The organism is Saccharospirillum alexandrii, assembly GCF_004000275.1.
GTDB classification, from domain to species: Bacteria; Pseudomonadota; Gammaproteobacteria; order Pseudomonadales; family Natronospirillaceae; genus Saccharospirillum; species Saccharospirillum alexandrii.
This window is the reverse complement of sequence record NZ_RCIP01000001.1, coordinates 1,184,346-1,196,714: the sequence shown is the minus strand read 5'-3', so window position 1 is coordinate 1,196,714 and position 12,369 is coordinate 1,184,346. Positions and strand designations below refer to the sequence as shown.

Sequence of the window (12,369 nt, the reverse complement as noted above, 5' to 3'; positions counted from 1 at the left end):
TGCGAGTCAGATCAGCCCGTCGGGCATCACATTGATCGTGAGTGGCAGACAGCAAAAGGTGATAACTATGACTAAACCATCGCAATTGAAACAGACACAAGACAGCACGCTATCGCATCGCGGTATCCGGTCTTACCGCCCCCGTCCGCTGACGATGGCCGTTATTGCCGGTACAACTACCTTGCTGGCAGCCTGCAACCCGGGAGGTGATACCAGTTTGGGACGCGCCACTCTGGATATTCAAGCCACGGCACCCAGCTACAGTGCGAACACAGCGCGTTCTCTGACGGTGCGGGATGCGGGCGAACCGGTTGTATTGCCCGTCATCAACCCGGACAGCAGTAAAGCGGGGGACCTGACCCTAACCAAAGCCTGGATCGTTGTGCGCTCCATTGAGCTAGAGCAGGATGACGACGATGATCAGGATGACGATGACGATGACGACAGCGACGACGATGAGATCGAATTTGTCGGCCCCTTTGTGGTTAATCTGCTCACCAATGAGGTGACGCCCAATTTGCCAGAGCTGAGTTTGCCCCGTGGCCGATACGACGACATCGAAATCGAGTACGGTCCGTTGCGCAGTAATGATCAGGGTGCAGACGGGCAGCCACTGATGGATCAGTTCGAAGACCTGGGCGCAAATTACAGCCTCTATCTTGAGGGGCAATATACGCCAGTAAACGGGGCAGTGAACGCGTATGACTTTAAGCTGACCTACGACGATGATGACGATTTCGAGTTGTCGGGGCTGGATTCCAGTCTGGGCTTTGACGTTGATGGCTCAGTGGATTTGATCGTCGCGTTCCGCATGGCACGCTGGTTCCGGTTTGACGACGATGACACCAATAGCGATGGCGTTCGTTTTGAAGATGGCATCGCGCAGGGAACCAATGAGATTTTTCTGGACGATGATGACAGCTCAAATGACGCTGCAAAGGTGTATGACGTTATCGAGGAAAACATCGAGGAGTCGGCCGATTACGGTGAAGACGACGATGACGACGGAGACCTGGATTCAGACGAAGATGACGACGACGATGATGATGGCGACGACGACTGGGATGACTGGGACGATGACGACAACAGTTGAACCCGTTTTTGTAACCGAACCCGTGTAAGACCCTTGGCCAGACTATCGTCTGGCCTTTTTTATGGCAGAACCGTCTGCATTCCGGTAACAGGCCGCAATCGATCGATGACCTTAAGCCGCCTTAACGATTGGTCAACTTGATCTCGATACGCCGGTTATTCTGAAACGCTTCTTCGGTGAAAGCCGGGTCAACCGGGTGGTGTTCGCCAAAGCCTGCGGCCGCCATGCGGTTCTGATCGATGCCCTGTTGTGCCAGATAGCGAACAACCGACACCGCCCGGGCTGTGGAAAGCTCCCAGTTGGAGGGGAAACGCTCGGTGTTGATCGGGCGCTGGTCAGTATGGCCGTCGATGCGCAGTATCCAGTTGATGTCGTCGGGTATGTCAGCGGCGATTTCCTCGAAAATATCGGCCAACTTGTCCAGCTCGCCCTGGCCCGCAACGCCCAACGTCGCCGACGCTGACTCGAAAAACAGCTCGGAAGGCAGCAGAAAGCGATCGCCCTCGATCCGGATGTTGGGGTTATTGGCCAGCGCCTGGCGCAGTCGGCCAAAGAAATCGGACCGGTATTGTTCGAGCTCGTTGACGCGCTGTGCCAGAGCCGAATTTAAACGCTCGCCCAAGTCTGCCAGTAAGACCTCTTGCTCGGCAGTCAGTTCCTGCTCCAGCGCCAGGGCGGTGCTGATCTGGTTAAGTTGGGCTTGTAGGGCATCAATTTGCTGACTCAAGCGGTCAATCTCAGCCTGGGCCCGGGCCGACAACCGTTTTTCCTCTTCCAGGGCTTCTTCGCCTTCGCTGGCGATGGCGACCAGGTCTTCAATGCGCAGCTCTTGTTCCTCGATCTCACGCTGGGCGAGCAGGGTGCGCTCCTCTTCGGTGGCCAGCCTGGCTTCCAGGGCCTGGCTGCGATCGCGCAGGGAACCGACCAGCTCATCCCGGGCGGCCAGTTCGACTTCCAACTGATCGACGGTTTCCTCGCTTTGGTTCAGGCGGGTTACCAGGCCGGCAATTTCCTGTTCCAATTCGGCCCGCAATTCGCGCAGGGTCACGATATCCTGTTGCAGCGCGGCTTTTTCCCGTAATTGGACCTCGATGGTTTCCCGGTCGGTTTCAATGGTCTCCTCAAGCGCGGCTACCTGTTCCTCCAACCCGGCCTGGCGTTGCAGGCTTTGGTTATACTGAGCACGCAGTGACACCAGGCGTTCGTTCAACGCTTCATTGCTTTCTTCCTGAAGGCGCAGGGCATTGCTGATTTCGGCAAGGCGGGCATTAAGGCGGTTCAGCTCCGCATCCCGGTCCGAGACGGTTTCGGCCAGAAAGACCTGTGCCAGCGTGAAAATGAGCAACATGAAAATGACCAGCAACAACAGCGCCGACAGGGCGTCGACGTAGCCGGGCCAAACATTGACGGTGGATTGAGCGCGTCTGCGACTGCCTAACATCAGCGGGGCTCCGTTCAGTCGTCGTCAGAAAAACCCAGCTTTTCTTTCAGCTGGCGATTTTCTTCTTCGAGGATCAGGAGTTCTTCGGCCAGTTCCTCACGGGCTTTCTGGGTCCGTGGCAGGCCGGGCTCTTCGGTCAGGTCGCGCGCGTCAATCAGATTGGTTAGGCCCGTCAGCCATTCTTCAAGGCTGTCATAAAACCGGTTCTGTGCATGGCCGGCCTGAATATCCAGAAAGCCCAGTACCAGTGACCCCCCCAGACCGAGCAGTGATGAACTGAACGCAGTGCCCATGCCATCGAGTGGTCGTAGCAGGCCAGCCTGGAGTTCGCCGAAAACCTGCTCAAAATCCTGATTGCCGATGTCGAGGTTGATGATCACCCGGCCCACCGCTTCAATGGTGCCCAGCAAACCCCAGAAGGTACCCAATAGCCCCAGAAAGACCAGCAGGCTGATCATATAACGGGAAATCTCGCGGGATTCATCGAGTCGTGATCGAATGCCATCGAGCACGGTGCGCAGCGACATCGCCGACAGGGTAAAGCGGTCGCGCTTGAAATCTTCACCCAACTGGCGCGCCAGCGGCTTTAGCAGTCGTGGCTCCTGCTTAACTGACAAACCGCTGCGGCCGGTTCGAAACAGGGCAATCCACTGCAGTTCCGGACGCAGAATGAGGACCTGGCGGTAGGTCAGGCCAATACCAATCAACAAAACGGCCAGAATGAGAGCATTAAAGACCCAGTTCGCCATAAAGGCTGATTTGAGAGGTTCATAAATCAGAGCACAGACGGTGGCAACGATCAGCAGGTAGACCGTCATCCAGAAAAGGGTATGTTTGGGGTTGCTCATGAACACTCCTAGATGCGACATCAGACGGACGGAAAGTACCTTAGCACACTGTTCTTAACGTTGTCCTACCGACTTTAATTAAGCGTACAGGGTTTGAGTTTTAAGGTATCCATTACCACACTGGAACCTTAAAAAGGTCGGTAACACGGCGATATTGTCGCAATATTTAGGAATTGGTACAGGCCGAGTGTCGGCTATCGGGTGTGCCTATCCGGTGTAGTCCGCAGCATGGACTAAAACGCCAGGAGCGTTTTAGCATGAGCGTAGCGAGCCCGAAGGGTGAATCCCATGGATGGGAGTCATATCCTGCGGCCTAGGCTCCATGGAAGGATTTACGCCGAGCGATGTGTCGCACCACCCGTATAGGCATAGCCGGTGGCTGACACGCCTTTTTGGCACCTTAGTAAAATGGGCCGGTGTATTGGAGTAAATGAAACCAGACTAGTCTCCAATTGCCTACAAAGTCGGTGTAATAGGGGTTTGGTTTGAAAAAAGCACTTTAAAGTTCGTTTATGCGCGGATAAACTTCAATATCGAACAAAAAAGAAAATAACGGCGTTACAGAATCCGGGGTTCCTATGACAGATTTACTGCTAGCCATTGATCAGGGCACGACCAGTACCCGAGCCATTCTCTTCAGTCGGCAGGGCGACAGCCTGGCCAGTGCGCAACAGGAATTTGAACAGCACTTTCCAGATGATGGCTGGGTTGAGCACAACCCGGAAGACATCTGGCAGTCAACGCTCGATACCCTGAAAGAAGTCGTTGCCAGGGCAGGAGAGCACGATGGCACGATTCGGGCGCTGGGCATTACCAATCAGCGGGAAACCACTCTGGTGTGGAATCGCAAGACAGGTGAGCCGCTGTATAACGCCATTGTCTGGCAAGACCGGCGAACAGCCCGGTACTGCGAAGAGCTTCAGGACCGTAAGACCGAAGGCTGGGTGCATGAAAAAACCGGGTTGCTACTGGATCCATACTTTTCCGCCTCGAAGATCGCCTGGATTCTCGACAACGTCAAAGGTGCCCGGGCCCAGGCAGAAGCCGGTGACCTCCTGTTCGGCACGGTTGATACCTACCTGATCTGGAAGATGACCGGCGGCAAGCGCCACGTCACTGATGCGACCAATGCCTCCCGGACGCTGCTGTTCAACATTCATACCCAACAGTGGGATTCTGCACTGCTGGATCTGTTTCGAGTCCCCCGTTCAATAATGCCGACGGTGCTGGACTCGGCCGCCGATTTTGGCACCACCGATCCGGATGTCGTGGGTATTGAATTGCCCATTGCCGGGGTGGCCGGCGACCAGCAAGCCGCATTGTTCGGCCAATGTTGCTTCGATAAGGGCATGACCAAGAGCACCTACGGCACCGGCTGTTTTATGGTGATGAACACGGGCTCGCAACCGGTTAATTCAAAGCACCGCCTGCTGACCACCGTTGGCTACCGGATCGATGGCCGGGTGACCTATGCACTGGAAGGCTCCATTTTCATGGCCGGGGCCACCATGCAATGGCTGCGGGACAAAATGGGGTTCATCAAACACGCCGCCGACAGTGAAGCCATGGCCGAGAAAGTAGGGCCGGATCAGCATGTCTACCTGGTCCCGGCGTTTACCGGGCTGGGCGCCCCGCACTGGGACCCCGATGCACGCGCCGCCCTGGTCGGGATGACGCGGGATTCTGGCATTGAGCATATCGTGACGGCGGGTTTACAGTCGGTTGGGTACCAGACCGCTGACCTGCTGGGTGCCATGCTCGATGATGGCGCCATTGACGAAGTTGAACTGCGTATCGACGGTGGCATGGCCGCGAACAACTGGGCAATGCAGTTTCTGTCGAACGTGACTGACTCCAAAGTGACCCGTCCGGTCATTACGGAAACCACCGCACTGGGTGCGGCGATGCTGGCCGGATTGCAAACCGGGGTCTACAAGTCGACCCGGGAATTGTCTGAATTGTGGCAGGCAGATCGCACCTTTGACACCGACATGAAGTCGGATCAGCGTAAGCGGCTGGTATCTGGCTGGCAGCGAGCGGTTCGATCAGCGTTGATGGATTGAGACGGGCAATGAGTTAAGGCCACGGTTCAGGAGCGGTATTTGTAAACGGTATTGCGGCTGACCCCGGCCGCTTTAGCGGTTTTGGATACATTGCCGTGGTGCTCTTTCAGCAACCGGGGTATCAGCCGTTCCAGAGGTTCTACCTCTGGCGTGTTTCCTGGCTGGTGCGGGCTGTCGAGCTCATCGAAAAAGTCGTCAGGCAGGTGCCAGTCTTCCAGTTCATCCCCATCGGCCATGGCCATGCCCACTTTCAATACATGGACCAGCTGGCGCATGTTGCCAGGCCAGGGGTGTTTGACCAGCATCTTAAGCAAGTGCTCACTCAGCGGCTGGGCGGGTTCTTCAAGGCGCAAACGCTCGAAAACGTAGCGGATCAGTTCGGCCTTGTCGGCCCGGTCGCGCAGCGAGGGCAGTTCAATGTTGAGGCCAGAAATGCGGTAGTACAGGTCTTCCCTGAAACGGCCCTCGGCGACTTCGTCTTTCAGAATCCGGTTGGTGGCTGAAATCAGCTTGATGTCGACTGGAAATACCTCGGTCGAACCCAGCGGAGTAACCATGCGTTCCTGCAAGACACGCAGCAGCCGCGACTGAACCGTCAGTGGCATTTCCCCAATTTCATCAAGAAAGAGGGTGCCCCGGTGGGCGCGACGTATCAGGCCAATCGAGCCCTTGTTCTGAGCGCCGGTGAAGGCGCCGCGCTCGTAGCCAAAGAGTTCAGACTCGACCAGCTCCGACGGTATGGCGGCGCAGTTAACCGCCACCAGCATCTCACTGGCCCGGCTGCTGTGATAATGCAGGCTACGCACCAGAATTTCTTTACCGGCGCCAGTTTCACCGTGTATCAGAATCGGAATGTCCTTTTCCATAATCTTGTGCGCCTGACGCACCGTCCGCCGTACCCGCACGTCCCCATGTTCCAGTTGCTCCAATGGAATGACATTTGGTGGTAGCGGGCGTTGTGGCTGGGCAGCCGTTGTTTTTTCGGCTGGCGATGGCTCTTCATGAGCCTCTGTCGCCTCTGATCCAGTGCCTGGTTCGGTGTAAGCCGTCAAATCGAAAGCGGTGGTCTGAGTCTCGGCATCCAGTGGGGTGACTGGTGGTATATAGTCGGCCCTATTGCGGAAATCGGGCACCCGCATGACCGGTGCCAGCGGCGGAATGACTTTCACATAGATCTGAAACCGGCCCATGGCACGCAGTTTCATCGGCGCGTTGGGAGGGTGGTGCTTGATCTCCCGCATGGAGCAGTCAAAGACCTGGTTGATGTTCAGCAAGGCGAGATCCTGCGCCAGGACGACCTCGGCCCGGCGGTTGGCCGAAACAATGACGCCATTCTCATCGAGCACCAGAATGCCGGACCAGTGACTGTCGAGACTGACGACATTGGTATTAAAGGTGAGGATAAAGTGGTCTTTCTGAAACGCAGAGTAAATCAGCCGGTTTTCGACACTGAGCGACATCAACTTGACCATGCCCAGGGTGTGGTCTTGCGGCAGGTAGGCATCGGAGGAAATATCCAGAACCCCTACCAGGTCATTTTTGGTGTCGTAAATGGGGGAAGCTGAGCCCACCATGAAGCGATTGGCACGCAGGAAATGTTCGTCCCGGCCCACCTGAATGGCGTGGCCGGTGATCAGGGCGGTACCGATAGCGTTGGTGCCAACCCCCACCTCTGTCCACTGATTGCCACCCACCAGCCCGTGTTCGGAAGCGGGTCCGAAGCGTGATTGCCCCCAGGTGTTGAGGACATGCCCTTGCCGGTCGGCCAGAACAATCATGCATGATGAGTTGCTCAGGATGTTTTCGTAGTAAGGAAGGACTTCTTTTTCCGTTGTCTCCAGCAAGCTGTGATGCTGTTCGACCCGGTCCTTGAGCTCCCCTTTCGGCAAAGTGGCAAAGTTGGGCTGGCTACCGTGTTCCAGACCATATTGCTCACACCGGTACCACGACTCCTGAATCACCTCTTTGTGATCTTTCGTGTTCGTATCGAGACTCTCATGCCCTGTGACATCAGGACTTGGCTGTGCGTTTTGTTGTTGTTTAGACCGGCTTGTATGTTCGTTTTTGTCCATTTCCGGCTCCGATACCCCTGATTATCAGGGTGGAGCGCCAAGCCTTGTTCAACATTCTGCATTGGTTTGAGGGCAAGTCAACTGTGAAGCAGTGTTCATGGACCTATATCGGCGGATTCAGGCTGACATTCCCCCGGTTGTGAAAGCCAGGTTCAAATGGGGTCATGCGCCCAGGAACATGCCGGGGCATGGTCAGTTGTTCACAAAAGTGTTCATTTTTACAGTTGCTCTGAACACTTTGAACAGTTTTGAACACTCCTGGTACAGCGACAGGATGTCTACGCTTCTGGGCTTTCTCTGGTTATCAAGGCGCGAGGCCCCATTGGCTGAGGGTGTTGGAAAATATTCGATAATTTTCGTTTCTTCTGGCACGGGTCTTGTACTACAGATATCACAGAACGCCGGAGTCCGATCTGTCCGCGGCAAGCCAGTAACGCAGTGACCGGGTTCCGGCAGGTAATTGCTGTCACAGACTGATATAAAAATAAAAGGCCGATCAGGCTATCCACCCCGCTCAACCTGTGAGTGGGGTTGCAAGACCAAACAATAACGACAAAGGGTAAGTAGCATGTCACTGACGCTGCAAAACGTGTCACGGGTCGTCGATGGAGAGACCTGGATTTCAGATGTCGATCTGACGCTGGAACCGGGTTCCTTTAACGTGTTGCTGGGGCGAACGCTCTCCGGCAAAACCACTCTGATGCGTCTGATGGCTGGCCTCGACCGGCCAACCAAGGGCAAGGTTCTGATGAACGGCGTGGATGTCACCGGCGTGTCGGTGCGCGAGCGGAACATCTCCATGGTGTATCAACAGTTTATCAATTACCCGAACCTGACCGTTTACGAAAATATTGCCTCGCCGCTGCGTCTGGCCAAACTGGATAAAGACACGCTCGATCGGCGGGTGCGTGAAACCGCTGAAATGTTGGGCATCGAGTCCATGCTCGATCGTCTGCCACTGGAGCTTTCCGGGGGGCAACAGCAAAGAACGGCTATGGCCCGTGCTTTGGTGAAGGACGCCCAGGTGGTCCTGTTCGATGAACCCCTGGTCAACCTCGACTACAAATTGCGCGAAGGGTTGCGCGATGAGTTGCGCAATTTGTTCAAAGCGCGCAATTGCATTGCCGTTTACGCCACTACCGAGCCCAACGAAGCCCTGGCTCTGGGCGGCAATACCGCAGTATTGCATGAAGGTCGCTTGCTGCAAATGGGCCCCACGGCTCAGGTGTATCACAAGCCGCGCGATATTATCACGGCAGAGATGTTCTCGGAGCCGCCGATCAATGTGGTGCCGGGTGAGGTGACAGAAAATGAAGTCACCTTTGATCAGGACGTGCACTTTCAACTGAACAATGATCTGAAAATGCTGCAGCCGGGGCACTATCAATTTGGGGTTCGGGCCTCGCACATCGGTCTGGTGCCGCATTCCGACGATGACCTTGAACTGCCGGTAAAAGTGGACCTGGCAGAGTTGTCCGGTTCGGAGACCTTCCTGCACGTGCGCAACCCTCACTTCGAGCTGGTGCTGCATCTATCTGGCGTTCATGAATACGAGGTGGATCAGGAGATCAAAATCTATTTCCCGACCCACAAGTTGTATGCCTTCGATACCCAGGGCTCGCTTGTTCACTCGCCCGCCCGACTTGTGGAGGCCTGATCATGGCGCAAATTACCTTGAAGTCACTGGCGCACACCTACAGTGCCAACCCCAAAGGCCCGGAAGACTATGCCATTCGCGAAATGCAGCATGTGTGGGAGCAGGGTGGGGCTTATGCCTTGCTGGGCCCTTCCGGGTGTGGCAAGTCGACGTTGCTGAACATCATCTCCGGTCTGTTAGAGCCGTCTGATGGTGACATTCTGTTCGACGATACCCGGGTTAATAAACTGAAACCCGAGCAGCGCAACATCGCTCAGGTGTTTCAGTTCCCGGTGGTGTACGACACCATGACGGTGTTCGAAAACCTTGCCTTTCCACTGCGCAACATCGGCGTGCCTGAGCATAAGGTCAAGTCCAAGGTGTATGAAGTGGCGGAAGTGCTGGAGCTGACCGAACAGCTGAATCGCAAAGCCAAAGGGCTGAGTGCCGATCAGAAGCAAAAAGTATCGATGGGCCGTGGCCTGGTAAGGGACGATGTCTCCGCCATTTTGTTCGACGAACCGCTGACGGTCATCGACCCGCAACTGAAATGGAAGCTGCGACGCAAGCTCAAGCAGATTCACAAGCAGTTCAACACCACCATGGTATATGTAACACACGATCAGTTGGAGGCCTCTACCTTCGCCGACAAGATCGCGCTGATGTTCGAAGGTCAGATCGTTCAGTTTGGCACGCCCCGGGAATTGTTTGAAAGCCCGAAGCATACCTTTGTCGGCTACTTCATTGGCAGCCCGGGCATGAATTTCATCACACCAGAGCTGACGGATCGCGGCCTTGAATTTGAAGGCCAGCTGATGCCGGTAGCGGATAAGATGGTTGCGCACTTGCGCCAGTCCGGTATTACCAACATCAAACTGGGCATTCGCCCCGAGTTTGTCCATGTCTGGACAGAAGCCAATGACGATGCCTTTGAGGTCACCATTCAGGACATTGAAGATCTGGGTACTTACCGGATCATGTCGTTCCGATTCGGCTCTATTCCGATGAAGGCACGTTTGCACGAAGATCAGAAGGTGCCGGATAAAAAAGCACGCGTCAGCTTTCCCGAGCAATGGCTCAAAGTCTATGCCGACGAATATTTGCTGGAGCTTCCCCATGAATAAGATTGAAAGCAACAAGGGGTGGTTGTTTGTTCTGCCCGTTTTTATTGTCGTCGCATTTTCAGCGGTTATTCCGCTGATGACGGTGGTGAACTATTCGGTTCAGGATGTGTTTGACGCCAATACCCGTTTCTTCACCGGAACTGAATGGTACCGGACGATGTTGAACGATCCGCAATTGCAGGGGGCGCTTGTCCGGCAATTCATTTTCTCCTTCACCATTCTGGCCATTGAGGTACCGCTGGGCATTTTGGTAGCGCTGATGATGCCGAAAAAAGGGTGGCAGGCATCGCTGTCTCTGGTGCTGGTCTCGTTGCCACTGCTGATTCCATTAAATGTGGTGGGCACAATCTGGCAGATATTTACCCGGACAGACATTGGTTTAATGGGCTGGGGGATTCGTGAACTGGGTTATGCCTATAACATTTCACGAAACTCAGGAGATGCCTGGGCCACCATCATTCTGATGGACGTCTGGCACTGGACACCGCTGATTGCCTTGCTGTGCTACAGCGGTCTGCGGGCCATCCCTGAGGCTTATTATCAGGCTGCCCGTATTGATCGGGCCTCACGCTGGGCCGTGTTCCGTTACATCCAATTGCCGAAGCTGACCAATGTTCTCGTTATTGGCGTGCTGATTCGCTTTATGGACTCGTTCATGATCTATGCCGAGCCTTTTGTGTTGACCGGGGGTGGCCCTGGCAGTTCAACCACCTTTCTCAGCCAGGCGCTGACAGCGATGGCCATCGGGCAGTTTGATCTGGGCCCTGCGGCCGCTTTCTCGATCATTTACTTTCTGATCATTCTGGCAGTGAGCTTCGTGTTCTATACCACCATCATGCACATGCAGAAAGACAAAACGACGCAAAAAACCGGGGATAGCTGACATGACGATGAACACGGCAAACGGCGCCTCGATACCAAAGTCGAAATCCGCCTCTTCATTTGATGTTCGTGCCCGGTACAAAGGAGACTCTGCCATGAAGTCACGCATTGGCCTGACGATCTATCTGGTACTGCTGATCTTGCCGATCTACTGGCTGGTCAACATGTCATTTAAAACCAACCAGGAAATATTGGGCGCACTGTCATTCTTTCCCAATAATTTCACGCTGGATAATTACCAGCGCATACTGACGGACCCCAGCTGGTACAGCGGCTACATAAACTCCATGACCTACGTGGCCATGAACATGACCATCAGCTTGCTGGTAGCACTGCCGGCGGCCTATGCGTTCAGTCGCTATAAGTTTGTCGGTGACAAGCACCTGTTTTTCTGGTTGCTGACCAACAAGATGGCGCCACCGGCGGTTTTCGCTCTACCGTTTTTTCAGCTGTATTCTTCGATCGGCTTGTTTGATACGCACATTGCCGTAGCGCTGGCTCACTGTCTGTTTAACGTGGCACTGGCTGTGTGGATTCTGGAAGGGTTTATGTCGGGCGTACCCATCGAAATTGATGAGACGGCTTACATCGACGGCTACAAGTTCTGGAACTTTTTCCTGAAGATCTACATTCCACTGATTCGCTCGGGCATTGGGGTCACCGCCTTCTTTCTGTTCATGTTCTCCTGGATAGAACTGTTGCTTGCACGCACCTTAACGGCAACGGAGTCACAGCCCATTCAGGCGATTATGACGCGTACGGCCGGAGCATCTGGCATTGACTGGGGGCTGTTGTCGGCGGCCGGTGTACTGACGATCTTGCCTGGTATTTTTGTTATCTACTTTGTTCGTAACCACGTCGCCAAGGGCTTTGCCCTCGGCCGTACCTGAGGAGACTTCCAATGAACTGGATGGTCTGGACATTACCCACAGCCGGCTTTTTCTCTGCAATAGCGGTGATTCTGGCGGGCATGACGGTGTGGCAGTATTTTTCGCCGTCGATCGAACGGAAGGGTTTTTTGCCCATCAGTACCACCCGGGGTGATCGATTGTTTATTGGTCTGCTGACCAGCGCTTTCTTTCATCTGGGGATGATTGGGTTTACCGAATTTCACGTGTTGGTAGCAACCGCTCTGTCAGTCGTCTGGGTAGTCGTACTGATGCGCTGGGGTTGACCCAAAGCAATGTGAAACAAAAGGAAAAGGACGATG

Annotated in this window: 10 protein-coding genes; 7 read left to right on the top strand and 3 right to left on the bottom strand. The window is 54.8% G+C overall.

Annotation, left to right across the window (positions count from 1 at the left end; translation table 11 throughout):
• Positions 1-67 precede the first annotated feature (67 nt).
• Complete coding sequence (locus EP166_RS05400) at positions 68-1,093, top strand: DUF4382 domain-containing protein (RefSeq protein ID WP_127555753.1); 1,026 nt, start codon at positions 68-70, stop codon at positions 1,091-1,093.
• 121 nt (positions 1,094-1,214) lie between these two features.
• Here EP166_RS05400 and EP166_RS05395 read toward each other — a convergent pair whose 3' ends face one another.
• Together EP166_RS05395 and EP166_RS05390 are read right to left on the bottom strand one after the other, a co-directional pair.
• Positions 1,215-2,534: a peptidoglycan-binding protein gene (locus EP166_RS05395; RefSeq protein ID WP_127555752.1), complete on the bottom strand. Its 1,320-nt coding sequence runs from the start codon at positions 2,532-2,534 to the stop codon at positions 1,215-1,217.
• Positions 2,535-2,548: 14 nt separating this feature from the next.
• On the bottom strand, positions 2,549-3,382 hold the full coding sequence (locus EP166_RS05390) for a hypothetical protein (protein ID WP_213677551.1): 834 nt from the start codon (positions 3,380-3,382) through the stop codon (positions 2,549-2,551).
• Between the two features lie 578 nt (positions 3,383-3,960).
• Here EP166_RS05390 and glpK point away from each other — a divergent pair.
• The gene (gene glpK / locus EP166_RS05385; RefSeq protein ID WP_127555751.1) at positions 3,961-5,445 is read left to right on the top strand and encodes a glycerol kinase GlpK; all 1,485 of its coding nucleotides are present in this window, start codon (positions 3,961-3,963) and stop codon (positions 5,443-5,445) included.
• 26 nt (positions 5,446-5,471) lie between these two features.
• Here glpK and EP166_RS05380 read toward each other — a convergent pair whose 3' ends face one another.
• Positions 5,472-7,406 (bottom strand): sigma-54-dependent Fis family transcriptional regulator, encoded by a 1,935-nt coding sequence (locus tag EP166_RS05380; protein ID WP_425470000.1) that lies wholly within the window; start codon positions 7,404-7,406, stop codon positions 5,472-5,474.
• A gap of 679 nt (positions 7,407-8,085) precedes the next feature.
• Between EP166_RS05380 and EP166_RS05375 the strand changes: the two genes are divergently transcribed.
• The 5 genes from EP166_RS05375 to EP166_RS05355 all read left to right on the top strand — a co-directional run bounded on the left by EP166_RS05375 (position 8,086) and on the right by EP166_RS05355 (position 12,333).
• Positions 8,086-9,174, top strand: a complete 1,089-nt coding sequence (locus EP166_RS05375) for an ABC transporter ATP-binding protein (RefSeq protein WP_127555749.1) — start codon at positions 8,086-8,088, stop codon at positions 9,172-9,174.
• A 2-nt stretch (positions 9,175-9,176) separates the two neighbouring features.
• Complete coding sequence (locus EP166_RS05370; RefSeq protein WP_127555748.1) at positions 9,177-10,277, top strand: ABC transporter ATP-binding protein; 1,101 nt, start codon at positions 9,177-9,179, stop codon at positions 10,275-10,277.
• Positions 10,270-11,160 carry a carbohydrate ABC transporter permease gene (locus EP166_RS05365; RefSeq protein WP_127555747.1) on the top strand — a complete coding sequence of 297 codons (891 nt, stop codon included), beginning with the start codon at positions 10,270-10,272 and terminating at the stop codon, positions 11,158-11,160. The genes EP166_RS05370 and EP166_RS05365 overlap by 8 nt, the downstream gene beginning before the upstream one ends.
• 94 nt (positions 11,161-11,254) lie before the next feature.
• Entirely contained in the window at positions 11,255-12,049 is a 795-nt protein-coding gene (locus EP166_RS05360; RefSeq protein ID WP_127555746.1) for a carbohydrate ABC transporter permease, read from the top strand.
• An 11-nt stretch (positions 12,050-12,060) separates the two neighbouring features.
• A complete protein-coding gene (locus EP166_RS05355; protein WP_127555745.1) occupies positions 12,061-12,333 on the top strand; it encodes a DUF2160 domain-containing protein in 273 nt (90 codons plus the stop codon).
• The last annotated feature ends 36 nt before the right edge of the window (positions 12,334-12,369 follow it).

Bases quoted from the DNA above. Each gene is read 5' to 3' on its own strand.
- EP166_RS05400 (WP_127555753.1), top strand. From the start codon at position 68: ATGACTAAACCATCGCAATTGAAACAGACACAAGACAGCACGCTATCG.
- EP166_RS05395 (WP_127555752.1), bottom strand. From the start codon at position 2,534: ATGTTAGGCAGTCGCAGACGCGCTCAATCCACCGTCAATGTTTGGCCC.
- EP166_RS05390 (WP_213677551.1), bottom strand. From the start codon at position 3,382: ATGAGCAACCCCAAACATACCCTTTTCTGGATGACGGTCTACCTGCTG.
- glpK (WP_127555751.1), top strand. From the start codon at position 3,961: ATGACAGATTTACTGCTAGCCATTGATCAGGGCACGACCAGTACCCGA.
- EP166_RS05375 (WP_127555749.1), top strand. From the start codon at position 8,086: ATGTCACTGACGCTGCAAAACGTGTCACGGGTCGTCGATGGAGAGACC.
- EP166_RS05370 (WP_127555748.1), top strand. From the start codon at position 9,177: ATGGCGCAAATTACCTTGAAGTCACTGGCGCACACCTACAGTGCCAAC.
- EP166_RS05365 (WP_127555747.1), top strand. From the start codon at position 10,270: ATGAATAAGATTGAAAGCAACAAGGGGTGGTTGTTTGTTCTGCCCGTT.
- EP166_RS05360 (WP_127555746.1), top strand. From the start codon at position 11,255: ATGAAGTCACGCATTGGCCTGACGATCTATCTGGTACTGCTGATCTTG.
- EP166_RS05355 (WP_127555745.1), top strand. From the start codon at position 12,061: ATGAACTGGATGGTCTGGACATTACCCACAGCCGGCTTTTTCTCTGCA.